The organism is Amycolatopsis sp. NBC_01480 (genome assembly GCF_036227205.1).
GTDB lineage: Bacteria > Actinomycetota > Actinomycetes > Mycobacteriales > Pseudonocardiaceae > Amycolatopsis.
Map to the genome: position 1 here is coordinate 3,816,113 of NZ_CP109442.1, position 23,378 is coordinate 3,839,490.

Consider the following 23,378-nt stretch of genomic DNA (forward strand, 5'->3'; position numbering starts at 1 on the left):
TTCATGACGGTTAGAACCGGCATGAACACTCACGAGTCATGAGAGGCTTGCACGCGTGATCGACCTACCCCAGCCGACGGGCCGAGAGCTCTGGCCACCCGAGGAACCGGAGACGCCCGCGCGGCTCAACGAGCCCTGGCGCGCGTTCGTCGCGCTCGGCGAAGTGGTCGTGGCCGCTTTGCTGCTGTGGGCGGCGTTCGCGCTGTGGCATTCGGGAGTCGTCACGGTCGTCACCACGGCCGGGGACGGCGCGCGATTGACTTCGCAGCGGGTTTTCGGCGGGCCGATCGCGGGTGCGCTCGGCGTCGGCACGGTGGCCGCGGTCGTGGTGGTGGACGCGGTTCGTCAGCTGCTGCTCGCGGTGCGTGCGCGCCGCCGCAAGAAGAAGGACTGACCTCGCAACTCGAGACGGCCGATACACAGGTCCCGCACAGGGAACCAACAGCTGACTGCTAACCATCGGCACCAGTGTTTCCCGCATGACACGTACCCGCACATGGGTGATCAACGGCGCGCTGGTGGTGCTGCTCGGCGGGGCCGCCTTCGGGATCTACCAGGCCTTCACGCCCGCGGCCAACACCGCTCAGGCGCAGAGCCGGACCACCCCGGTACGGCTGGCGAACGTCACGCAGACCGTGTCGGCCGCCGGCACGGTCGCCAGCAACTACACCGGCGCGGCGAACTTCGCCACGTCCGGCAAGGTCACCAGCATCGGCGTGAAGGTCGGCGACGTGGTGAGCGCCGGGCAGCAGCTCGCCACCATCGACGCCACGCAGGCGGACAAACAGCTTCAGGTCGCGAAGGCGAACCTCGGCGTGGCGGAGGACAACCTCACCGCCGGGGAAAACGCGCCGGCGACCACGTCCACCTCGAGCGGCCAAGGCCAGGGACAGAGCCAAAGCCAGAGCGCGGCGAACACCCAGGACACCGTCGCCTCGTTGCAGGCCAAGGTGGATCAGGCCCAGCTCGACGTCGACACCGCGCAGTCGGCGGTCGACGCCACCGTGCTCACCGCGCCCGGCGCGGGCACGGTCACCGCGGTCAACGGCACCGTCGGCCAGCAGGCCGGCAGCGGCTCGTCCGGCAGCGGGCAGAGTTCGGCCGGCGCATCCGGCTCATCGGGTGGAAGCCAGCAGTCCGGCGCGGCCAGCTCTTCGGCGTCGTCCTCGTCCTCGTCGTCCAGCAGCAGCGGGTTCATCGACATCACGGACATGAGCAACCTGGTGGTGGACACCTCCATCGCCGAGATCGACGTCAGCAAGGTGAAGGCGGGCCAGAAGGCCACGGTGACGCTGAACGCGACGCCGGACCAGCCCGTGCAGGCCGCCGTCGCGGAGGTCGACCTCACCCCGACCACCAGCGGCAGCGTCGTCTCCTACGGCGCCCGGCTCACGCTGACCAACCCGCCGGCCGGGTTGCGGCCCGGGCAGTCGGCGAGCGTGGTGGTCACCGTCGCCGAGGCCGACAACGTGCTCAGCGTGCCCGCGGCCGCCGTGACCACCGCCGGTTCCACCAGCGTGGTCACCGTGGTGCAGAACGGGCAGGACGTCAGCCGCCAGGTCGAGCTCGGCGTGCGCGGTGAGTCCACAGTGGAGATCAAGTCCGGGCTCAACGAGGGCGACAGCGTGGTGCTGACCGCCGCGTCGCCCACCGCCACCACCGGAGCGGGCGGCCAGCGAGGCGGAACCGGTGCTACTGGCGGTTTCGGCGGGACCGGCGGCTTCGGGGGCACCGGCGGCACGGGCGGGCTCGGCGGCACCGGCGGCACCAGGGGACGCGGATGAAGCCTGTGATCGCGGTCTCCGGACTGCGTAAGACGTACGGCTCCGGTGAGACGGCGGTGCACGCGCTGCGCGGCGTCAACCTCGTGGTGCAGCCGGGGGAGTACGTGGCCATCATGGGCGCGTCCGGCTCCGGCAAGTCCACCCTGCTGAACATGCTCGGCTGCCTCGACATGCCGACAGCCGGCGGTTACCGGCTCGACGGCTTCAGCGTCGCCGACCTCAACGAACGTCAGCTTGCCTTGCTGCGCAACCGAAAGATCGGCTTCATCTTCCAGTCGTTCAACCTCGTGCCGCGCACCAACGCGCTGTCCAATGTGGAGCTTCCCTTGGTCTACAGCGGACTGCGCCGCGGCCCGCGCCGGCACCGTGCGCTCGCCGCGCTGGAGCTGGTGGGGCTGTCCGACCGCGCGAAGCACCTGCCGAACGAGCTGTCCGGCGGGCAGCAGCAGCGGGTCGCCGTCGCACGGGCGCTGGTCACCGGGCCCGCGCTGCTGCTCGCCGACGAGCCCACCGGCAACCTGGACCGCGCCAGCACCGCGGACGTGCTCGGGGTGTTCGACCGGATCAACGCCCAGGGCCGCACCATCGTCGTGATCACGCACGAGGACGAGGTCGCCAAGCACGCGCACCGGGTGGTCCGGGTGAGCGACGGGCTGATCGTCTCGGACGAGGTCCGCCGCCGGGTCGGAGCCCTCGCGTGAACGTCTTCGAGGTGCTGCGGTTCGCCGTCCGCGGCCTGACCGCCAACAAACTGCGCTCGACGCTGACCACCCTCGGCATCACGATCGGCGTCGCCTCGGTGATCCTGCTGGTGGCCGTGGGCAACGGCGCGTCGGCGGCGATCGCGGCGAGCATCCAGGGGCTGGGCACCGACGTGGTCAACGTGTCGCCGGTCCGCGGCGGCGGGCAGGGCAGCGAGACCCGGCCGCTGACGGTGCAGGACGCGCACGCGCTCGTCGACCCGGTCGGCGCGCCCGACGTGAAGGCCGCCTCGCCGGTCGTGAACACCACGGCGACCGCGACGTACGGGCAGACGTCGTACGACATCTCCAGCGTCACCGGCACCGAGCCGGCCTACTTCACCACCACGAACCGCGCGGTCGCCGACGGCGCGCTGTTCACCGCCGACGACGTCACGCAGGCCCGCAAGGTGGTGGTGCTCGGCCCGACCACCGCGCAGTCGATCTTCGGCACCGCCGAGCCGGTCGGGAAGAACGTGCTGCTCAACAGCATCCAGTTCACCGTGATCGGGGTGCTGCAGTCGAAGGGCAGCACCGGGCTGCAGAACGCCGACGACGTCGCCATCGCGCCGATCAGCTCGGTGCAGAACTCCCTGGCGGGCTACGGCAATCTGAGCCAGATCGCCGTGCAGGCCACCTCGGCCGACTCCGTTTCGCTGGCGCAGGCCGAGATCACGGCCATCCTCAACGCGCGCCACGGCATCCAGCTCGGCGGCACCGCGGACTACCAGATCCAGAACTCCGAGCAGCTGCTCGCGACCCGGACCTCGGCCACCGAGACGTTCACCGTGCTGCTCGGCGCGGTCGCCGCGATCTCGCTGCTGGTGGGCGGCATCGGCGTCACGAACATCATGCTGGTCACGGTGACCGAGCGGATCCGCGAGATCGGCATCCGCAAGGCGATCGGCGCGCCGCGCTCGGCGATCCTCGGCCAGTTCCTCGCCGAGGCGACCATGCTGAGTCTGTTCGGCGGGCTGCTGGGCGTGGTGATCGGCGTGGTCGGCAGCCAGTTCAGCTTCGCCGGCATCAACCCCGTGGTGGTGCCCTCGTCGATCGTGCTCGCGTTCGCCGTGTCCGCGCTGATCGGCCTCTTCTTCGGCAGTTTCCCGGCGAACCGGGCCTCGCGCTTGCGGCCCATCGACGCCCTCCGGCACGAGTAGGAGCTCCCCAGCATGTCTTCGTCCACCCAGCCCGCACCGCCGGCCGACGAGCCGCCCGTCGACGAGCCCACGGCCGAGTTCCTGCCGGTGACGGCCGAGCTCTCGCCCGAGGAGATCGTGGCGACCCCCGCCGTGGCGGGCGACCTGAACCAGGAGATGAAGCGGGTCGCGAAGCCGTTCGGCAAGACCACGCTGGTTTTGGCCGGGCTGCTGGTGATCGCGCTGTCCTTCGCCGGTGGCGCCTGGACGCACTCGGCGCTCGGCTCGTCTTCCGCCACTGCTCGTACCGGAGGCACGGCCGGTGGCGCGCGCGGCACCGGTGCGGGAACGGGCACCGGCACGGGTACTGGTACCGGCGCGGGTCAGCCGAGCGCGGGCCAGGGCTTCGGCGCGGGCGGCGCTCGCGGCGCGGCCGGACGCGGCACGGTCGGCACCGTCGAGAAGGTCGACGGCACCACCGTGACGCTTAAAACGACGCAGGGCACCGACGTCACAGTGTCCACTTCGGACTCCACGACCGTCGGGCTGACCCAGCCGGGCAAGCTCAGCGACCTCAAGCCGGGCGCGACGGTGACCGTCCAGGGCCGTGCGGGCACCGACGGAACGGTGGCCGCGCAGACGATCGTGCAGCAGCCGGCGCGCTAGCGGACGTCGTTCAGTGCGATCACCGCGACGTTCAGCGCCGTGGCGTAGAAAAGCCAGATCAGGTACGGCAGGAGCAGCACCGCGCCCAGCTTCGAGCGGCGGTAGAACAGGCCGATCGTCATCAGCACGGTGAAGTCCAGCAGCACGATGTCGACGAGCGCGAGCCGGCTGGAGCCGCCGGCGAAGAACAGCGGCGTCCAGAGCAGGTTCAGCAGCAGGCCGATGCCGTACGCGGCGAAGCCCCGCGTCTCGCCGTCGGTGCGCCAGTAGGTCCAGCCGGCCAGTGCGATCAGCACGTACAGCACTGTCCACACCGGACCGAACACGCTCGCCGGCGCGGCCCAGGACGGCTGGGCGAGCCGGTTGTAGACCTCCGTCGCCGAGGTCGCGGCCAGCCCGGCGACGACGGCGACCACGGCGACCATCCCGAAGAACACCAGCAGGACCAGCCACGGGTTGCGCTGGGGGGTGGGCGCGGTCACGTCTCCTCCTCGGTCCCGCAAGGCGATCCGGGCCAGCTTACGAGGGCAGACCGGCCCGCGCCCGGCCGTGAGCACCGGATTTGCGAGACTGGGTGGGTGAGCACTGGCACCGAGCAGTCCAAGGTTTGGTTCGAACGCGCGAAGGCGGCCGTCCCGGGCGGGGTGAACTCGCCGGTGCGGGCGTTCAACTCGGTCGGCGGCACCCCGCGCTTCATGGTCCGCGGCGAGGGCCCCCACCTGTGGGACGCCGACGGCAACCGCTATGTCGACCTCGTCTCGTCCTGGGGCCCGATGATCCTCGGGCACGCGCACCCGCAGGTGGTCGAAGCCGCGCGCGCGGCCGCCGCCCACGGGCTGTCCTTCGGCACGCCGACCATCGGTGAGGTCGAGCTGGCCGAGGAGATCATCGGCCGGGTCGAGCCCGTCGAGCAGGTGCGGCTGGTGAACTCCGGCACCGAGGCGACGATGAGCGCCATCCGGCTGGCGCGCGGCTTCACCGGCCGGGCGAAGATCGTGAAGTTCGCCGGCTGTTACCACGGGCACGTCGACGCGCTGCTGGCTCAGGCCGGCTCCGGCGTGGCCACGCTCGGGCTGCCGACCTCGCCCGGCGTCACCGGCGCGCAGGCCGCGGACACGCTGGTGCTGCCGTACAACGACCTCGACGCGGTCCGGCAGTCCTTTGTGGAGAACGAGGGGCAGATCGCCGCGGTGATCACCGAGGCGGCCGCGGGCAACATGGGCGCGATCGCCCCGGATGCCGGGTTCAACGCGGGCCTGCGGGAGCTCACCCGCGAGCACGGCGCGCTGCTGATCATGGACGAGGTGATGACGGGCTTCCGCGTCTCGCGCGCGGGCTGGTACGGCCTCGAAGGCGTGGCCGGCGACCTGTACACCTTCGGCAAGGTGATGTCCGGCGGGCTGCCCGCCGCGGCGTTCGGCGGCCGCGCCGACGTGATGGCGAAGCTCGCTCCCGGCGGCCCCGTCTACCAGGCCGGGACGCTGTCCGGGAACCCCGTGGCCGTCGCCGCCGGCCTCACCACGCTGCGCCTGGCGGACGACGCCGTGTACGCGAAGCTGGACGCGAACGCGAAGCGGCTCGGCGGTCTCTTCGACGCGGCGCTGACCGAAGCGGGCGTGAAGCACGTTGTGCAGTACGCGGGCAACCTCGTCAGCGTGTTCTTCGCCGACGCCCCCGTGCGCGACTACCCGGGCGCGCAGGCCAGTGAGACCTGGCGTTTCCCGGGCTTCTTCCACGCGCTGCTCGACGGAGGCGTGTACGCCCCGCCCAGCGCGTACGAGGCCTGGTTCGTGAACGCGGCGATGGACGACGATGCGTTCGGCGTCATCGAAGCGGCGCTCCCGGCCGCGGCCCGCGCGGCGGCCGAGGCGGTGCAGTCGTGACCACCGTCGTCCACGTGCTGCGGCACGGCGAAGTGCACAACCCGGACAAGATCCTCTACGGCCGCCTGCCGCACTTCCGGCTGTCGGAGCGCGGGCAGCGGCAGGCGCTGACCGTCGCGGAAGCCGTGGCGGGCCACGACCTGGCGTACGTCGTCGCGTCGCCGCTGCAGCGCGCGCAGGAGACCGCCGCGCCGATCGCCGCCGCGCACCGGCTCGACATCGCGACCGACGGGGACCTGATCGAAGCGGGCAACGTCTTCGAGGGCCAGCGCGTGGCCGTCGGCGACGGCGCGCTGCGGCAGCCGAAAGCGTGGCCGCACCTGATCAACCCGTTCCGGCCGTCGTGGGGCGAGCCGTACGTGGAGATCGCGCACCGGATGCTCGGCGCGGTTTACCGCGCGCGCGACGAGGCGGAGGGCCGCGAGGCGTTGTGCGTCTCGCACCAGCTGCCGATCTGGACGCTGCGGCGGTTTCTCGAAGGCAAGCGGCTGTGGCACGACCCGCGCCAGCGGCAGTGCTCGCTGGCTTCGCTGACCAGCCTGGTCTTCGACGGCGAGGCGCTGGTGGAGATCGTCTACAGCGAGCCGGCCGGCACCACCGACCCGAAGGTGACGGGCGCATGATCAAGCGAGTGCCCGCGCTGCTGCTCGCCGCCGCGCTGCTCCTGGCGGGCTGCTCGGCCGGCAAGGACGCGGTGGTCACCGGCGGGACCTTCACCTTCGTCTCGCCCGGCGGCCAGATCGACATCACGTACCCGCAGGCGCAGCGGCAGAAGTCGCCGACGTTGTCCGGCGACGACCTGATGAACGAGGGCAAGCAGCTCTCGCTCGACGACTTCCCCGGCAAGCCCATGGTGATCAACCTGTGGGGCCAGTGGTGCGGCCCGTGCCGCGCCGAGGCGCCGGACCTGGAGAACGCCAGCAAGCAGATGACGCCGCTGGGCGCGCAGCTGATCGGGCTCGACGTGCGCGACCCGTCCCGTCAGGTGGCCCAGGACTTCGTGCGGGACCGGCAGATCACCTACCCGTCCATCTGGGACCCGTCCGGGCGCGTGCTGCTCCAGCTGGCCGGATACCCGCGCAACATCATCCCGTCGACGATCGTGCTGGACCGCCAGCACCGGGTCGCGGCGGTGTTCCTGCGCCCGGTGCTCGTCACCGACCTGATGCCCACGGTGCAGCGGCTGCTGGCCGAGAAATGACTCGTGAGTGTTTATGACGGTTCTAACCGGCATAGCCACTCACGAGCAGTTCAGGGCGGTGGGGACTTAGGTCCCGTTCGGGTGTGGCCAAGGTCCTGTGAACCGGCCCCGCCCGGCTCACGGGAAGCTCACTGCCTACTCTCAACACCGTGAACTCCGTGTCCGAGCTGGCGATCTCCGGACCGCTGCTGCTCGCCGCGGGGGTGGCGCTGGTGGCGGGCGCGATCTCGTTCGCCTCGCCCTGCGTGGTGCCGCTCGTGCCCGGGTACCTGGCGTACCTCGCGGCGCTCGTCGGTGCCGACGCCCCCGCCGTGCGCGCCGACGAGGAACGCAAGAAGGGCCGCTACGCCGTGGTCGGCGCCGCCGGCCTGTTCGTGCTCGGGTTCACCGTGGTGTTCGTCGCCACGCTGGGCACGCTCGTCTGGCTCGCCGACACCCTGCTGATCAACCAGGACCTGTTGCAGCGCGTCGGCGGCGTGCTGACGATCGCCATGGCGCTGGTCTTCCTCGGCTGGATTCCCGGCCTGCAACGGGAAGTCCGCTCGCACCGCGTGCCGGGCGGCGGCCTCTGGGGCGCGCCGATCCTCGGCGCCGTCTTCGGGCTCGGCTGGACGCCGTGCATCGGGCCGACGCTCTCGGCCGTGACCAGCCTCGCCAGCGCGACCGGCGGCGCGGCCGCCCGCGGCTACCTGCTGGTGCTCGTCTACTGCATCGGGCTCGGCGTGCCGTTCCTGCTGATCGCGGTCGGCGCCCGCTGGGCCGTGCGCGCCACCGACTGGCTCCGCCGCAACGGCCGCCGCGTGCAGGTGGTCGGCGGGGCGCTGCTGCTGGCCGTCGGGATCCTCCTGGTCACCGGGCTCTGGGGAGACGTCATGGGCTGGCTCCGCAATTCCGTCGCCTCCAACCTCGAGCTGCCACTGTGACCACCACCGAAGCCCCGCCGACGAACCCCCAGCGCCCGTACCGGCCCTCGGCCGCCAAGCAGGTGCTCGCCTTCCTGCGCAACACCTGGCGCGGCCTGACCTCCATGCGGACCGCGCTGGTGCTGCTGTTCCTGCTGGCGCTGGCCGCGCTGCCCGGCGCGCTGCTGCCGCAGCGGCGGCTCAACCTCGGCAAGGTCGAGGACTACATCTCCGCCCACGGCTGGTGGGGCACGCTGCTGGACAAGCTGGAGTTCTACGACGTCTACTCCAGCGTCTGGTTCTCGGCGATCTACATCCTGCTGATGATCTCGCTGATCGGCTGCCTCACGCCGCGCAGCTTCGACTACATCCGGCAGATGCGCGCCCGGCCGGTGCTCACCCCCAAGAACCTCGCTCGGATGCCGCACCACCGCATCGCGCGTACGGCGCGCAAGCCCGAAGCGATCCGTGAGGACGTCCGCAAGCAGCTTTCGGGCTGGCGCCGGATCGAGCGCGAAGAGGAAGACGGCGGGTACAGCATTTCCGCCGAGCGCGGCTACCTTCGCGAGACCGGCAACCTGCTGTTCCACTTCGGCATGCTGGGCCTGATCATCTTCTTCGCGCTCGGCAAGCTCTACATGTACGAGGGCCAGGTCATCGTCCAGGCCGACGGCAGCCAGTTCTGCAACTCCGGCATCTACAACTACGACTCGTTCCAGGCAGGCCTGCGCATCGACGGCACCGACCTGGACCCGTTCTGCGTCAAGGTGAACGACTTCACCGCGCGCTACACGCCGAGCGGCGAGGCCGACTACTACCACTCGAACATCCAGTACCAGGCGGGCGCGGACCTGCAGTCCGGCACCTGGCGGCCGTACAACCTCCAGGTCAACGACCCGCTGCGGGTCGTGGGCGACCGGGTTTACCTGCTGGGCAACGGTTATTCGCCGACGTTCACCATCACCTTCCCGGACGGCCAGACCCGCACGCAGAACACGCAGTGGCGGCCGACCGACCAGACCACGATGCTGTCCGAGGGCGCGACGAAGTTCGACCAGCCGGGCATCACCGACGAGGCCCAGCGCCGCACCCGGCAGATCGCCGTGACCGGGGTGCTCGCGCCGACCTCGTTCGTGCACGGCGGGGTGCTCACCTCCACCGCGCCGCAGCTGAAGAACCCGATGGTCGCGGTCGACGTGATGCGCGGCGACCTCGGCCTCGACGCGGGCCGCGGCCAGTCGGTGTTCGAAGTGGACCCCACGCGGGTGGCCGACGGGCGGCTCAAGCAGGTCGCGCGGCAGAACCTGGCCGTGGGCCAGGAGATCAAGCTCGCCGACGGCACCCGCGTCCGCTTCGACGGCGTCGGGACCTGGGTCAACCTCCAGATCTCGCACGACCCGACGCAGGTCTACGTGCTCGCGTTCGCGATCGTGATGTTCGCCGGGCTGGGCGGATCGCTGCTGGTCAAGCGGCGGCGGGTGTGGGTCCGGGTGCGGCCGGGCGACGAGGGCTCGCCGGGTACCGTCATCGAGGTCGCCGGGCTGGCCCGCACCGACCAGGCCGGGTACGGCGAAGAATTCCAGCGGATCAGCGAACGGCTGGTCACGGGCAGGAAGGGCAGCTGAGGCATGCAGGTCAACGAGACTCTGTCGCAGTACAGCGACTGGTTGTACACCACCACGGTGGCGATCTACGTGCTCGCGCTGTGCTTCTCGCTGTTCGAGCAGGCCTTCGGGGCGAAGGGCCGTCGCGCCGCCGAGCGCAGCGCGCAGCGTTCGCTGGTCGGGGCCGGCGCGCCGGTGGTCGAGGACGCGGACGTCCCGGCCGAGCCGGAGGCGCCGCGCGAGATCGGCCGTCCCGAGCGGATCGGCCGCATGGGCGTTTCGCTGCTGGTGCTGGGCGCCCTGCTCCAGCTTTCGGCCATCGTGCTGCGCGGTTTCGCGGTGCACCGCGCGCCGTGGGGCAACATGTACGAGTACGGCATGACGGTCACCTTCGTGACCGTGGTCGCCTGGCTCGTGGTGATCCGGAAGTTCCCGGTCCGCCACCTCACCGGCTTCCTGCTGCTGCCCGTCGTGATCCTGATGTTCATCAACGGCACGCTGCTGTACACCGTCGCCGCCCCGGTGGTGCCCGCGCTGCAGTCGTACTGGCTCTACATCCACGTTTCGGCCGCGATCATCGGCTCCGGCGTGTTCCTGGTGCCGGGCGTCGCGAGCGTGCTCTACCTGTTCCGCACCGCGAACGACAAGAACCCGCAGCGGTTCCCGAAGTTCGGGCCGAAGCTGCCGCCCGCCGACGTGCTCGACCGGATCGCCTACCGCGCGACGATCATCGCGTTCCCCGTGTTCACCTTCGGCGTGCTGTGCGGCGCGGTGTGGGCCGAGGCGGCGTGGGGCCGGTTCTGGGGCTGGGACCCGAAGGAGACGGTCGCCTTCATCGCCTGGGTGGTCTACGCGGCGTACCTGCACTCCCGCGCCACCGCGGGCTGGCGCGGGCAGCGCGCCGCGGTGATCAACGTGGTCGGCTTCGCCGTGACGATCTTCAACCTGTTCTTCATCAACCTGGTTACTGCCGGACTGCACTCCTACGCCGGGGTGAACTGAGCGGGGGTCCGCGCGTTTCGCTGCGGTAGCGGCGACTAACGTCGACACTGGGGGCAGCAGCAGTCGGCGTACGCGGGAGGTTTTCAGCGGTGACCGGACCCAGTGAAGAGGCTGCCACCGGGCAGTCCGACCAGGCCCAGGAGCCCGCGGCCGAGCTGTTCTCCGAGGAACGCACAGACTCGACGCCGCACCCGAACTCGGACGCGTTCGAAGTGCAGCCCACGCAGGTCGTCGCCTCGCCCAACCCGAACTCGGGCCCGTACGCGACGCCGCAGCCCACGGCGCAGCCGGGTTACCCGGCGGGCCAGTACGACCAGAACCTGCCGCCGCTCCAGCCACAGCAGCCGTACACGGGATATCCGCAGCAGCAGGCCGCTCCGCAGCAGCCTGGCCCCGGCGCTGGTCCGCAGCAGCCCGTCGGCCCTGGCCAGGCTGGTCCCGGCCTGCCGCAGCCGGGCGGGCGCCCGGGCCCGAACGGACCGGACGACCTGGCCACCGCCCACCTGGTCAAGCAGGCCAAGCGGACCCCGCAGTCGGGCTGGCGCAAGGCGCTGTACCTGGGCACCGGCAAGCTGGTGAACCCGGGGGAGAGCCCGGCCGACCGGCGTCGCCGGGAGCTGATCGCGCGGGTCAACCAGCCGCTGCGCGGGTGCTACAAGATCGCGATGCTGAGCCTCAAGGGCGGCGTCGGCAAGACCACCACGACGACCACGCTGGGCTCGACGTTCGCCTCACTGCGCGGCGACCGCGTGGTGGCCGTGGACGCGAACCCGGACCGCGGCACGCTTTCGCAGAAGATCGCCATCGAGACCACCGCGACGGTGCGCCACCTGCTGCGCGACGCCGGGAAGATCACCCGCTACAGCGACGTCCGCTCGTACACCTCGCAGGGCTCGAGCCGGCTGGAGATCCTGGCCAGCGAGCAGGACCCGGCCGTGTCGGAGGCCTTCTCGGAGGACGACTACCGGCGCACGGTGAACCTGCTGGAGCACTTCTACAACATCGTGCTCACCGACTGCGGCACCGGCCTGATGCACTCGGCGATGAAGGGTGTCCTGGACGCCGCGGACGCGCTCGTGGTCGTCTCGTCCGGCTCCGTCGACGGCGCCCGCAGCGCCTCGGCCACGCTCGACTGGCTCGAGGCCCACGGCTACGGCGACCTGGTGAAACGCTCCGTGGTGGTGATCAACTCGGTGCGCCCGAAGGGCAGCTCGGTCGACCTGGACAAGCTCTCGGCCCACTTCGGCGCGAAGGTCCGGGCCGTCTGCCGCGTGCCGTTCGACCCGCACCTGGAAGAGGGCGCGGAGATCGAGCTGGAACGCCTGGCCGCCGGCACCCGGCTCTCGCTGCTGGAACTGGCCGCCACCGTCGCGGACGGATTCGGCGGGCAGCAGTACCGCTGAGCCGCCCAGCCTCGATTCCACGCACCGAACACCGCATTGGGGCGCTACGTGGGGTGAGCCGGGCTTGTCAACCGGCGGGGGTCAGGCGTCGTCCTCGTCAGTGGGGCGTTTGCGCTGCTGCTCACCGAGCTTGCGCAGGAAGTCCGGGTCGTCGTCCGGGGCGAGGGTGGGGCGGCGCTGGGGCACGCCGATGCGCTGCGCCCCGAAGGCCCGCCACAACAGAACGGCGATGGTGATCGCGCCCACCGCTGCGAGCAGAGGAATCATGCCCGGGTCCTTCCGTCGCAAGGCCTTGCCGGGCCCCAGGTTAGCCCGAATTCCGGAATCAGGGGTGAACCCGGGTACGACGAAGGGTCGTGACCGGGAGAAGGTGCCGGAAGACACCGTCTGCCACTCACGACCCTTCAGCCCGTGGTCGCTCAGACCTTGCGGGCGGGTTCGCTCGCGTCGGTGGTGAGCTCGGCCAGCAGCTCGTTCACCTCCGACTCACGGAACCTGCGGTGCCCGCCCGGGGTCCGGATCGAGCCGATCCGGCCCGCGGTGGCCCACCGGGTGACCGTTTTCGGGTCCACTCGGAACAGAGCGGCCACCTCACCGGGGGTGAGCAACCTTCCGCCCATCGTCGCGGTCATTTTCCGCCTCCTTAACGACCTACTTGCTATACCGGAGGCATCGGGCCTTTCGCCCGTCGCGCCGGGTAAGCCAACACGGCAATCGTGGCACTTCACCCGTCGGGTACTCGAACGGTTGTCCACGAGTAAAGAGCCCTTAAAGTGCAAAAGGGACATAACCTCGGACCTCGTTCGGCGACTCGTGAATCTTTCACCTTGACTCTGACCTGCGCTTTTGCATCTCGCTCCCGGCGTGAAAGGGTAAAGCCGGACCAAAGGCGCCGCGGCCGCGTGGCCGGCTGGCGCCCTGGCTGTGACGCACGAGACACCGGCGGCTTTACCGCGGCCGCAGGCCGGGCGGGCGGCGCAGCATAATGAGCCGGTGGATCAGCTGGACCGAAAGATCATCGCGGCGTTGCGGGTCAACGGCCGGGCCACCTACGCCGACCTGGGCCGATCCGTGGGGCTGTCCGCGTCGTCGGTGCACGAGCGCGTCGGCAAGCTGGAGGCGGCGGGGGTGATCACCGGCTACCACGCCACGGTCGACCCGAGCACCGTCGGCCTCGGCGTCAGCGCGCTGGTGGGCATCCATCCCACCGACACCGCCACGGACGAGGACGTGGCCGCCGCGCTCGGCGAGCTGGCCGAGGTGGAGAGCTGTTACGCCGTGGCCGGGGACGAGGCGTTTGTGGTCAAGGTGCGGGTGCCGACGGTGGACGAGCTGGAGCACACGCTCGGCCGGCTGCGCCGCATTCCCGGGGTCGGGCGCACCAACACCACCGTGGTGCTTTCGACCCGTTTCGAGAGCCGCCCGAACAACGCGGGCCTGGACGAGGACGGCGCGCCAGGGGCGTAGCCTGCCTTGATGTGAGCGAAATGCAGGAACGCGCTGATCATCTGCCTCGTGACCTGACGATCTACATCGTCGCGCGCTTCGCGCTGGTGGCCGTTGTGGCCTGGGTGTTGTCGCTGGTCGGGGTGCCGCTGCTGGTCGCACTGCTGATCGGGCTCGTCGTGGGCCTGCCGGTCGGGCTGCTGGTCTTCCGCTCGCTGAACGCGCGCGTGACCGCCGGGCTGGCCAAGCGCAACGAGTCCCGCGCCCGCGCCCGCGCCGCCCTGCGCGCGCAGCTGCGCGGTGACACCGGCGTTGACAACATCAGCGCCGACAACATCGGCATCGAGTCCGATCACCGGACCGCATGAGCAAGCTCCACAGCCGCGCTTGGGTGCGTGAGGCCGTCCGGATCATCGAGGCCGACGCGAACCGCAGCGCCGATACCCACCTGCACGTTTTCCCGCTGCCCCCGGAATGGGGCGTGGACCTCTACCTCAAGGACGAGTCCGTCCACCCGACCGGCTCGCTCAAGCACCGGCTGGCCCGCTCGTTGCTGCTGTACGGGCTGGTGAACGGCCAGATCGGCCAGAACACCGTGCTGATCGAGGCGTCCAGCGGCTCGACCGCGGTCTCGGAGGCGTACTTCGCCCGGATGCTCGGCCTGCGGTTCGTGACCGTGGTGCCGCGGCGGACGAGTAAGGAGAAGATCGCCCTCATCGAGTTCTACGGCGGCGAGTGCCACTACGTCGACCGCGCGCCGGACATGTACTCCGAGGCCGAGCGCCTGGCCGCCGAGTGCGGCGGGCACTACCTCGACCAGTTCACCTACGCCGAGCGCGCGACGGACTGGCGCGGCAACAACAACATCGCCGAATCGGTGTACGCGCAGATGCGGGCCGAGCGGCACCCGGTGCCGAGCTGGATCGTGGTCGGCGCGGGCACCGGCGGCACGAGCGCGACCTTCGGCCGGTACGTGCGCTACAAGCGGCACACCACCAAGATCGGCGTGGTGGACCCGGAGAACTCGTCGTTCTTCGGCGCCTGGGAGACCGGCGCGCTGGACTACGCGACGGGCATGCCGTCACGGATCGAGGGCATCGGGCGGCCGCGGGTCGAGCCGTCGTTCGTGCCCGGCGTGATCGACGAGATGTTCCAGGTCCCCGACGCGGGCTCGCTGGCCGCGATCCGGCTGCTGCGCGACCACACCGGCCACTGGGCAGGCGGCTCGACCGGGACCAACCTGTACGGCGCGTTCGTGCTCATCTCGCGCATGATCGCCGAGGGCCAGGCCGGCTCGGTCGTCACACTCCTGTGCGACGGCGGCGAGCGCTACGCCAACACCTACTACTCCGACGAATGGCTCGCCGAGCAGGACATCGACATCACGCCGTACCGCGCGAAGTTCGACGAGTTCCTGCTCAGCGGCAAGTTCGAAGGCTAAAAGCTCAGCGCGACGGCGCTCAGCACGGCCCACGCGAGCATCGCCAGCCCGGTGTCGCGCAGGGCTGGGATGAGGGCGCGGCCGTGCTGCCCGCCGCCGACGGCCTTGACCGACTTGAGCAGCATCGGCGCGGTGATCAGCGTGATCAGCACCAGCGGGTGCCAGATCCCGAGCAGCACGCTGACCACGTACGGCACGGCCACCAGCGTCAGGTACATCCGGCGGGTGCCCTGGTCGCCGAGGCGGGTGGCGAGGGTGCGCTTGCCCGACTCGAGGTCGGTGGGGATGTCACGCAGGTTGTTGGCCGTGAGCACGCCCATGGAGAAGCAGCCGACGGCGACGGCGCAGCCCAGCGCGGCCCAGCTGACGCGACCGGCCTGCACGTACGCGGTGCCCAGCACCGCCGCGAGGCCGAAGAAGACGAAGACCGCGATCTCGCCGAAACCGTAGTAGCCGTAAGGCTTTTTGCCGCCCGTGTAGAACCAGGCGCCGAGGATGCAGAGCGCGCCCATCACGAGCAGCCACCAGTGACCCGTGAGCACGACCAGCGCCAGGCCCAGTACGCCGGCCAGACCGAGGCAGCCCAGGGCGGCCCGGAGCACGGCCTTCGGCGCCGCGGTGCCGGACCCGACCAGCCGCAGCGGGCCGACGCGGTTCTCGTCGGTGCCGCGGACGCCGTCGGAGTAGTCGTTGGCGAAGTTCACGCCGATGATCAAGGACAGCGCGACGAACAGGGCGAGCAGCGAGCGCCACCACGAGAACGCGTCCAGCGCGATCGCGGCCCCCACGCCGGCGACCACCGGGGCGATCGCGTTGGGCAGCGTCCGCGGGCGGGCGCCTTCGATCCATTCACTCACTGTCGCCATGAGAGTTATTCAACTCCATGGGGTTTTTCAGCCGGTCAATACTGTGCTGGTCGTTACTGATCCGACTACAGCTACGGCGGATAGGGTTCCGGCGAGCAGGTCGGCTGCGGCCCGTGTCCGCCTACTTCCGGTCGGATCAGTAACCTGGGCCGACCTGCCAGGTGAGGGTCCCGCTCTGGGGCTCCTCCGCCGCCGCGGCCCCGGCGGCGACCACCAGGCCCAGCACAACACCGACGGTGGCGACAACCGCTTTCGTCCATCTCGTCATGCCCGTCAGCCAAACGCGAATACCGGCGCGCTGTCAACGATTCACCGGGATTTCAGGTCGCGAGCAGGGCCCTGACGGCGCCGCGGTCGATTTTGCCGGGCCCGCGCAGGGGCAGCTCCGCGGCGAACTCCAGGCGTTTCGGCGTCGCGGCCGGGCCCAGCTCGGCCCGGACGGCCGCGCGCAGGCCGGAGCTGTCGGCCACGCCTTCGGTGACGACCAGCGCGACCACCGCCTCGCCCCACTCCGGATCCGGGAGGCCGACGACGCACGCGTCGCGTACCCCGGGCTGGCCGCCGAGCACCCGTTCGACCGCCGCGGCCGACACCTTCACGCCGCCGGTGTTGATCACGTCGTCCGCGCGGCCCAGCACCTCGACCCGGCCGTCGGCGTGGATCCGGCCACGGTCGGAGGTGCGGAACCAGCCGTCGGCGAACGACTCGGCGGTCAGCTCCGGCGCGAGCCGGTAGCCGTGGGCCAGCACTTCGCCGGAGATGCGGATGCGGTCGTCGGCGTCGAGTTGCACGTGGACGCCGTCGAGGGGGACGCCGTCGTAAACGCAGCCGCTGGCCGTCTCGCTCATGCCGTACGCGGGCATGATCCGTACGCCCGCTTCAGCCGCGCGCGTACGCAGCTTCGGCGACGTCGCGGCCGCGCCCAGCACGATGGCGTCGAAGGCGCGCGCGGCTTCGAGACCGGCCCCGCCGTCGTCGAGCAGCCGGACGAGCTGAGTCGGAACCAGCGCGGTGTACGTCGGGCCTGACGCGGCGAGCACCGGGGCGGCGGCCGCGGCGAAGTCGTCCGGGCGGAAGCCGTCGCCGACGAGGTACGCCGGTCGTGTGCCCGCCAGCCGCGCGCGGACCAGCACCTGCAGGCCACCGATGTAGTGCGCGGGCGTCGCCAGCAGCCAGTGGCCAGGGCCGCCGAGCCGGTCGTGCGTCGCGCGCGCCGAAGCAGTCAGCGCGGACGGCGAGAGCAGCACGCCCTTCGGCGCCCCGGTGGACCCGGATGTGGCGATCACCACCGCCGTCCCCGGCTCGGCCGGCGTGTCGGGGGCCATCCCCGCCAGCAGCGCGGGCGCCGACGGGTCGGCGGCGTTCAGCGGCAGCACCGCCTCGCCGCCGTCCAGCGCCGACGCCACCGCGGCGTCCAGCGCGGCGACCGCGTCCGCGCTCCCGTCGAGCCACACCACACGCACGAGCGAACCTCCAGCAGGTCAGGACTCGTGAGTGTTTGTGACGGTTAGAACCGGCATAAACACTCACGAGGGGTCAGTAGTAGTACGGGTAGGCGGCCCAGTCCGGGTCCCGCTTCTCCAGGAACGCGTCGCGGCCCTCCACGGCCTCGTCCTGCATGTACGCCAGACGGGTGGTTTCGCCGGCGAAGAGCTGCTGGCCGACCAGGCCGTCGTCGATCGCGTTGAAGGCGTACTTCAGCATCCGCTGCGCGGTCGGCGACTTGCCGAGGATCGCCCAGCCCCACTCCAGCGCCTCGGCCTCCAGCTCGGCGTGCGGGACCACGGCGTTCACCGCGCCCATCGCGTGCATCTGCTCGGCGGTGTAGTCGCGGCCCAGGAAGAAGATCTCGCGGGCGAACTTCTGCCCTACCTGCCGCGCGAGGTAGGCGGAGCCGAAACCGCCGTCGAACGAGCCGACGTCGGCATCGGTCTGCTTGAACCGGGCGTGCTCGGCCGAGGCCAGGGTGAGATCGCACACCACGTGCAGCGAGTGCCCGCCGCCCGCGGCCCAGCCCGGCACCACCGCGAGCACCGGTTTCGGCATGAACCGGATCAGGCGCTGGACCTCGAGGATGTGCAGCCGGCCGGCTCGCGCCGGGTCCACCGTGTCAGAGGTCTCCCCGCTCGCGTACTGATACCCGGACCTTCCGCGAATACGCTGGTCACCGCCGGAACAGAAGGCCCACCCCCCGTCCTTCGGCGACGGGCCGTTCCCGGTGAGCAGCACACAGCCGACGTCGGAGCTCATCCGCGCGTGGTCAAGGGCGCGGTAGAGCTCGTCGACGGTGTGCGGCCGGAAGGCGTTGCGGACCTCGGGCCGGTCGAACGCGACTCGGACCACCCGTTTGCCGGAGCGGCTTTCGGTGGAGCGGTGGTAGGTGATGTCGGTGAAGTCGAAACCTTCGACCTCGGTCCACGCGGCCGGATCGAACAGCTCGGAAACTCGGGCGTCATCCACGTTTGGGAGAATAGGACCTGTGGACACTCTTGCTGCGCTTGATGCCGCCTCCGCCGGGGCGCGCCGGTGAACCCGTCCACCGCGCAAGCCCGGGTGATCGTCGACGAGCTCGTCCGCAACACCGTCTCCCACGTGGTCCTGTGCCCCGGCTCGCGTAACGCGCCGCTGGCGATCGCGCTGTACGACGCGGCCGCGGCCGGGCGGCTCCAGCTGCACGTCCGGATCGACGAGCGCGGCGCCGCCTTCCTCGCCCTCGGCATCGCCGCGCGCACCGGCCGTCCCGCGGCCGTGGTGTGCACCTCCGGCACCGCGGCGGCGAACTTCCACCCCGCCGTGCTCGAGGCCGACCGCGCCGGCGTGCCGCTGATCGTGCTGACCGCCGACCGGCCGCCGGAGCTGCGCGCGGCCGGCGCGAGCCAGGTGATCGACCAGTACCAGCTGTACGGCAACGCCGTGCGCTACTTCGACGAGCTGGCCGTGGCCGAGCGCCGGGCCGGCCAGAACTCCTACTGGCGCAGCCAGATCTGCCGCGCGTGGAACGCCGCGTACGGCGAGTGGCGCTGCGGGCCGGTGCACCTGAACATCCCGTTCCGCGAGCCGCTGGTGCCGGATTTCGTCGACGAGGCGTGGTACGAGTCACTGGAGGGCCGCCCGGACGGCGAGCGCTGGACGGAGCTGCCGGACTTCGGCGCGCTGCCCTCCTTTGTGGTCCCCTCGGCACGGCACGGCCTGGTGATCGCCTGCGACACCGGCGTGCAGGCGGCCAGCGAGTGGGCCGAACAGCACGGCTGGCCGGTGGTTTCGGAGACCGGCGGCCTCGGCCTGTCCGGCTCGACCGCGATCCCGGCCGGCGCGTGGCTGCTGGGCGTTGAGGAGTTCATCAGCAAGCACCGGCCGGAGCAGGTGCTCTGCCTCGGCCGTCCGACGGTGTTCCGGCAGGTCCAGCAGGTGCTGTCCGATCCGTCGGTGGAGGTGCTGCTGGTGCGCCCGGACTCCGACTGGCCCGCGCCCGCGCACAACGTCCGGCAGGTCGGCCAGTGGTTCGCCGAGCCGACGAAACCCGCCGACCCGGAGTGGCTCGCGAGCTGGCAGCGCGCCGACGCGGCCGCCACCGGCGCCGTCACCGAGGCACTGGCGGGCGAGCCGTGGCCGAGCGGCCTGCGGGTGGCGACCGAGCTGGTGGACGCCCTGCCCGACGGCGCGCTGCTGGTGGTCGGCTCCTCCAACCCGACGCGCGACGTCGCGCTGGCCGGCCGGCTGCGCCCGGACGTGCTGGTGCACCGCAACCGCGGCGTCGCGGGCATCGACGGCACGGTGTCCACGGCCATCGGCGCCGCGATGGTGCACCGCGCGCCGTCGTACGCGCTGCTGGGCGACCTGACCTTCCTGCACGACGCGAGCGGCCTGCTCACCGGACCCACGGAGCAACGCCCGGACCTGACCATCGTGGTCCTCAACGACGACGGCGGCGGCATCTTTTCGTTGCTGGAACAGGGCGCGCCGGAGTACAACGCGAGCTTCGAACGCGTCTTCGGCACCCCGCACGGCGCCGACCTGGGCGCGCTGTGCGCGGGCTACCGGGTGCCCCACGTCGTCGCCGAGACGATCACGGAGTTCCGCGCCGCGCTGAAGCCCCAGCCGGGCCTGCGGGTCGTCGAGGTCCGCGTCGACCGGACCCGCCACCGCGACCTGCACGCCCGGCTCCGCTCAGCGGTCGCGGCGGCGGTCGGCTCGGCCTGACCGGCTCGGTAGGGCTGGTTCAGCTTCCTTGGACGTCAGGCCCGGTGCCCCACTGGGCGCGCAACATGGCCACGTGCGCGGCGAAATCGCTCACCATGGAGACCCGGGCGGGCTGCAGCAGCCACTGTTGCTGCAGCCCGTCGAGTACCGCGATCGTCATGTGCACCAAGCTCGCGATCGGCGCCTCCGGGTCGACTTCGCCCTGGGCCTGGCCGGTCCGCAAGGCGTCGGTCAGCCAGGACTCGATGCCGTCGTAGTGGTCGCGGACCCATTGGTGCGCCGGGTGTCCCGGTTCGATCGCCTCCCCGGAGAGCCGGACGAACAGGCTCACCAGCTGGGGCCGCGTCGAGTTGCGGGCGACCAGGGACCCGAGGGCGTCGAACGCGGCCCAGCCCAGTGGGGGTTCGCCGTTGTTGCTCATGAAGCGGCCGTCTTCGGCGTCGCGCTCCTCCAGGACGGCCGAGAGCAGCGCGGCCTTGCTCGGGAAGTGGTGCAGGAGACCGGATTGGGACAACCCGGTCTTCGCCGCCACCTGCGCGATCGACGTGCCCTTGAACCCGCTCACCGCGAACAGCTCCAACGCGGCGTGCAGGGCCTTCGACCGCGAGGCCTCACCCGCCAGGTCGCCGCGCGACTTCACCGGCGCGGTGCGGTATCGGGGTGGGAAGGACATTCGTGCTCCTCGTTCGCGGTCGCAGCCGGCGCTGCGGTCAGGGGCCAACCGGCAGCGTAATCCGGACGTCGCCGAGGCCGCGGGCGATCAGCACCTCGCCGCGGGCCGGCAGCGGGTGCCAGCCGCCGTCACGCCAGATCCGCTGCACCCGCGGATCACACGGGACGTCGACCCGCGCGCTCTGCCCCGGTTCCAGCCGCACGCCCACCCACCCGATCAGCCGCACCGGTTCGCCGTCGGGGCGCAGGTAGACCTGGACCACCTCACGGCCGGCCCGGGAGCCGCTGTTCGCGACCTCGACCCGTACCGATCTGATGGCTTCGGCCGCGGTGAGTTCGGCGGCCCCGTAGGTCCACTCGGTGTAGCCGAGGCCGTGGCCGAACCAGAACAACGGCTCGCCCGACCAGCCGCGGTAGCCGGTCGCCACGTCGTCGGTGTAGGGCAGCTCGCCGTCGACGGGCACGGTGGACCAGGCCGGCCCGTCGCCGTCGCGGGCCGGGAACGTGGTCACCAGCCGCCCGGCCGGCTCGACCTCGCCGGTGAGCGCGGCCGCGACGGCCGCCCCGGACTCCTGACCGGGCAAGCCGGCCCACAAGACGGCGTCGACCTGTTCGCGCCACGGCATGAGCACCGGCGTCGCCGCGTTCACCACGACCACCGTGCGGCGGGCGACCGCCGCGACGGCCGCGACGAGCGCGTCCTGTTCTCCGGGCAGGGCCAGGGTTTCCTTGTCCGAGCCCTCGGTTTCCTGTTCCTGGCTCAGCCCGACGACGACCACCGCCACGTCGGCCTCGCGGGCCGCGTGCGCCGCCGCGCTGATCGCGGCCGCCGCGGGCAGCGGCGCCGGCCGCACGATCAGCCCCAGCACCCGCATGCCCGGCTCGCCGGGGGTGGTCGCGGTGATGATCGCGCCCGGTTCGAGATCGGCGGTCACGGTGCGGGCCGGCGGGTGCAGCACGCCGCCGCCCGGGCCGTCCGGCGCCGCCAGCTCGAACCGCTCCTGGTGCCCCGGCGCGGTGAACGTCCACTCGCCGGCCCCGCGGACCCCGACCTGCATCCGGGCCGGTCCGCCGAGGACGACCTGCGCGGTCAGCTCGATGCTCGCCACGTCGTCGAGTGCGGTGCCGAAGCCGACCGCGGTCTCCGCCCAGTCCAGGTGCCTGGAGACGAGCAGCGTGCCGGAAGCGTCGCGCGCGACAAGCCGGACGCCCTCCTCGCCGGTCTCCGGATCCCGCACGGTGCCCGGCGCGGCGACGGGCGGATCCTGGCGGACCTCAACTCCGTCCACAATAGACACTTGATCGAGTACGGCGGTGAGGCCGTCCGCGATGCTGACCACGTGCGGCGGCCGGACCTGGGCCGAGCCGCCGCCCTGGGCGATGGTCTCGGTGGCGTGCCGGCCGATGACCACCACCCGGCCCGGGTTCTCCAGCGGCAGCACCGAATTCCGGTTGACCAGCACGGTCATGCCACCAGCGGCGAGGTCACGCAGCTGCCGGCGTCGCGCCGGGCTGTCCGGCGCGGGCAGTCCGGACGGCGGCTCGCGGCGCGGGCCGAACGCGCCCACCCGGCCGGCGAGCCGGAGCAGCCGCCGCAGGTGTTCGTCCACAACGGACTCCCGGACCGCGCCTTCGCGCACCGCTTCGACCAGCGCCGTCCCCCACGGCCCCGCCGGCCCGGGCATGACCAGGTCCAGCCCGCCGTTCGCGCTGGCCGCGGTGGACGTCGTGGCGAACCAGTCCGACATGACCAGCCCGTCGTACGCCCACTCGCCCTTGAGGACGCCTTCGATCAACGGCGCGTGCTCGGTGCCGGTGATCCCGTTGATCCGGTTGTACGAAGCCATGACCGCCCACGGATCGGCCTCGGCCACGGTCATCTCGAACGGCAGCAGGTACACCTCGCGCAGCGCCCGCTCGGACACCACGGAGTTCATCGTGTTGCGCTCGGTCTCGGACTCGTTGGCCAGGAAGTGCTTGGGGGTGGCGGCGATTCCCCGCTCCTGCATGGCCTTCACGTACGCGGTGGCGAGCGCGCCGGTGAGCAGCGGGTCTTCGCTGAACGCCTCGAACAGCCGGCCGCCGAGCGGGCTCCGGTGCAGGTTGATGGTCGGGCCGAGCACCACGTGCACGCCCTGCGCGGCCGCCTCTTCCGCAAGCAGCGCACCGACTTCGGCGGCCACGGCGGTGTCCCAGTGCTGCGCCAGCAGGGTCGCGTTCGGCAGCAGGCAGGTGACGCGGCCGCCGGCGAACTCGCTGCCGCGGACGCCGGTGGGGCCGTCGGAGAGCACGACCTCGCCGAGTTCGATGGCCGGTTCGGGATACAGCGCGAACAGGGCGGCGCCGGTCAGCAGCCGGACCTTCGCGGGCAGGTCGAGGACGCCGAGGGCCTTCTCGATCCGGTTTTCCAGGTCGTTCATGGGTTCCTT

General features: G+C 71.4%; 25 protein-coding genes. 16 read left to right on the forward strand and 9 right to left on the reverse strand.

The annotated features are described in order from the left end of the window. The first annotated feature begins 55 nt into the window (after nt 1-55). The 5 genes from OG371_RS18290 (at nt 56) to OG371_RS18310 (ending at nt 4,329) form a co-directional block, all read left to right on the forward strand. Entirely contained in the window at nt 56-394 is a 339-nt protein-coding gene (locus OG371_RS18290; protein WP_329070789.1) for a hypothetical protein, read from the forward strand. Nucleotides 395-479: 85 nt separating this feature from the next. Then, complete coding sequence (locus tag OG371_RS18295; RefSeq protein WP_329070791.1) at nt 480-1,784, forward strand: efflux RND transporter periplasmic adaptor subunit; 1,305 nt, start codon at nt 480-482, stop codon at nt 1,782-1,784. Then, complete coding sequence (locus tag OG371_RS18300) at nt 1,781-2,485, forward strand: ABC transporter ATP-binding protein (RefSeq protein ID WP_329070794.1); 705 nt, start codon at nt 1,781-1,783, stop codon at nt 2,483-2,485. Before OG371_RS18295 ends, OG371_RS18300 begins: the two co-directional genes overlap by 4 nt. Then, entirely contained in the window at nt 2,482-3,684 is a 1,203-nt protein-coding gene (locus OG371_RS18305; RefSeq protein WP_329070796.1) for an ABC transporter permease, read from the forward strand. Before OG371_RS18300 ends, OG371_RS18305 begins: the two co-directional genes overlap by 4 nt. Before the next feature lie 12 nt (nt 3,685-3,696). After that, a complete protein-coding gene (locus OG371_RS18310; protein ID WP_329070798.1) occupies nt 3,697-4,329 on the forward strand; it encodes a hypothetical protein in 633 nt (210 codons plus the stop codon). On the opposite strand, the gene OG371_RS18315 is transcribed toward OG371_RS18310, so the two are convergent. Further along, complete coding sequence (locus OG371_RS18315; RefSeq protein WP_442876165.1) at nt 4,326-4,754, reverse strand: TspO/MBR family protein; 429 nt, start codon at nt 4,752-4,754, stop codon at nt 4,326-4,328. The two genes, OG371_RS18310 and OG371_RS18315, sit on opposite strands and share 4 nt — an antisense overlap. Before the next feature lie 153 nt (nt 4,755-4,907). Here OG371_RS18315 and hemL point away from each other — a divergent pair, with 153 nt between their 5' ends. From hemL to OG371_RS18350, 7 genes are all read left to right on the forward strand, one after another. Next, the gene (hemL, locus tag OG371_RS18320; RefSeq protein ID WP_329070802.1) at nt 4,908-6,212 is read left to right on the forward strand and encodes a glutamate-1-semialdehyde 2,1-aminomutase; all 1,305 of its coding nucleotides are present in this window, start codon (nt 4,908-4,910) and stop codon (nt 6,210-6,212) included. After that, entirely contained in the window at nt 6,209-6,835 is a 627-nt protein-coding gene (locus OG371_RS18325; RefSeq protein WP_329070804.1) for a histidine phosphatase family protein, read from the forward strand. The genes hemL and OG371_RS18325 overlap by 4 nt, the downstream gene beginning before the upstream one ends. Then, nucleotides 6,835-7,413 carry a TlpA family protein disulfide reductase gene (locus OG371_RS18330; RefSeq protein ID WP_442876166.1) on the forward strand — a complete coding sequence of 193 codons (579 nt, stop codon included), beginning with the start codon at nt 6,835-6,837 and terminating at the stop codon, nt 7,411-7,413. The genes OG371_RS18325 and OG371_RS18330 overlap by 1 nt, the downstream gene beginning before the upstream one ends. A 149-nt stretch (nt 7,414-7,562) precedes the next feature. Next, entirely contained in the window at nt 7,563-8,336 is a 774-nt protein-coding gene (locus tag OG371_RS18335; protein ID WP_329070808.1) for a cytochrome c biogenesis CcdA family protein, read from the forward strand. After that, nucleotides 8,333-9,940, forward strand: a complete 1,608-nt coding sequence (gene resB, locus OG371_RS18340) for a cytochrome c biogenesis protein ResB (RefSeq protein ID WP_329070810.1) — start codon at nt 8,333-8,335, stop codon at nt 9,938-9,940. The genes OG371_RS18335 and resB overlap by 4 nt, the downstream gene beginning before the upstream one ends. Nucleotides 9,941-9,943: 3 nt before the next feature. Next, nucleotides 9,944-10,921: a c-type cytochrome biogenesis protein CcsB gene (ccsB, locus tag OG371_RS18345; RefSeq protein WP_329070812.1), complete on the forward strand. Its 978-nt coding sequence runs from the start codon at nt 9,944-9,946 to the stop codon at nt 10,919-10,921. Between the two features lie 89 nt (nt 10,922-11,010). Beyond that, the gene (locus tag OG371_RS18350; RefSeq protein ID WP_329070814.1) at nt 11,011-12,324 is read left to right on the forward strand and encodes a MinD/ParA family ATP-binding protein; all 1,314 of its coding nucleotides are present in this window, start codon (nt 11,011-11,013) and stop codon (nt 12,322-12,324) included. Nucleotides 12,325-12,405: 81 nt separating this feature from the next. Here OG371_RS18350 and OG371_RS18355 read toward each other — a convergent pair whose 3' ends face one another. Together OG371_RS18355 and OG371_RS18360 are read right to left on the reverse strand one after the other, a co-directional pair. Further along, a complete protein-coding gene (locus OG371_RS18355) occupies nt 12,406-12,591 on the reverse strand; it encodes a hypothetical protein (protein WP_091618381.1) in 186 nt (61 codons plus the stop codon). A gap of 152 nt (nt 12,592-12,743) precedes the next feature. Further along, nucleotides 12,744-12,956: a BldC family transcriptional regulator gene (locus OG371_RS18360; RefSeq protein ID WP_033291096.1), complete on the reverse strand. Its 213-nt coding sequence runs from the start codon at nt 12,954-12,956 to the stop codon at nt 12,744-12,746. 361 nt (nt 12,957-13,317) lie between these two features. On the opposite strand from OG371_RS18360, the gene OG371_RS18365 reads away from it, so the two are divergent. The 3 genes from OG371_RS18365 to OG371_RS18375 are packed head-to-tail and all read left to right on the forward strand — an operon-like array spanning nt 13,318 to nt 15,211. Then, nucleotides 13,318-13,791: an Lrp/AsnC family transcriptional regulator gene (locus tag OG371_RS18365; protein WP_329070818.1), complete on the forward strand. Its 474-nt coding sequence runs from the start codon at nt 13,318-13,320 to the stop codon at nt 13,789-13,791. Nucleotides 13,792-13,811: 20 nt separating this feature from the next. Next, a complete protein-coding gene (locus OG371_RS18370) occupies nt 13,812-14,138 on the forward strand; it encodes a DUF4229 domain-containing protein (RefSeq protein ID WP_329073153.1) in 327 nt (108 codons plus the stop codon). Further along, nucleotides 14,135-15,211: a PLP-dependent cysteine synthase family protein gene (locus tag OG371_RS18375; RefSeq protein WP_329070820.1), complete on the forward strand. Its 1,077-nt coding sequence runs from the start codon at nt 14,135-14,137 to the stop codon at nt 15,209-15,211. Before OG371_RS18370 ends, OG371_RS18375 begins: the two co-directional genes overlap by 4 nt. Here OG371_RS18375 and OG371_RS18380 read toward each other — a convergent pair. The 4 genes from OG371_RS18380 to OG371_RS18395 all read right to left on the reverse strand — a co-directional run bounded on the left by OG371_RS18380 (nt 15,208) and on the right by OG371_RS18395 (nt 18,537). After that, the gene (locus OG371_RS18380; protein WP_329070822.1) at nt 15,208-16,077 is read right to left on the reverse strand and encodes a 1,4-dihydroxy-2-naphthoate polyprenyltransferase; all 870 of its coding nucleotides are present in this window, start codon (nt 16,075-16,077) and stop codon (nt 15,208-15,210) included. The genes OG371_RS18375 and OG371_RS18380 overlap by 4 nt on opposite strands. 136 nt (nt 16,078-16,213) lie before the next feature. Continuing rightward, on the reverse strand, nt 16,214-16,345 hold the full coding sequence (locus tag OG371_RS18385) for a hypothetical protein (protein WP_329070824.1): 132 nt from the start codon (nt 16,343-16,345) through the stop codon (nt 16,214-16,216). Nucleotides 16,346-16,397: 52 nt separating this feature from the next. Beyond that, complete coding sequence (gene menE / locus OG371_RS18390; protein WP_329070826.1) at nt 16,398-17,540, reverse strand: o-succinylbenzoate--CoA ligase; 1,143 nt, start codon at nt 17,538-17,540, stop codon at nt 16,398-16,400. Nucleotides 17,541-17,613: 73 nt separating this feature from the next. Further along, entirely contained in the window at nt 17,614-18,537 is a 924-nt protein-coding gene (locus OG371_RS18395) for a 1,4-dihydroxy-2-naphthoyl-CoA synthase (RefSeq protein ID WP_329070828.1), read from the reverse strand. 66 nt (nt 18,538-18,603) lie between these two features. On the opposite strand from OG371_RS18395, the gene menD reads away from it, so the two are divergent. Further along, nucleotides 18,604-20,277: a 2-succinyl-5-enolpyruvyl-6-hydroxy-3-cyclohexene-1-carboxylic-acid synthase gene (menD, locus tag OG371_RS18400; protein WP_329070830.1), complete on the forward strand. Its 1,674-nt coding sequence runs from the start codon at nt 18,604-18,606 to the stop codon at nt 20,275-20,277. Between the two features lie 19 nt (nt 20,278-20,296). Here menD and OG371_RS18405 read toward each other — a convergent pair whose 3' ends face one another. Together OG371_RS18405 and OG371_RS18410 are read right to left on the reverse strand one after the other, a co-directional pair. Further along, nucleotides 20,297-20,950, reverse strand: coding sequence for a TetR/AcrR family transcriptional regulator (locus OG371_RS18405; protein ID WP_329070832.1), 654 nt, complete (start codon nt 20,948-20,950; stop codon nt 20,297-20,299). Nucleotides 20,951-20,987: 37 nt separating this feature from the next. Next, on the reverse strand, nt 20,988-23,369 hold the full coding sequence (locus OG371_RS18410) for a glycoside hydrolase family 3 protein (protein WP_329070834.1): 2,382 nt from the start codon (nt 23,367-23,369) through the stop codon (nt 20,988-20,990). Nucleotides 23,370-23,378: the final 9 nt, after the last annotated feature.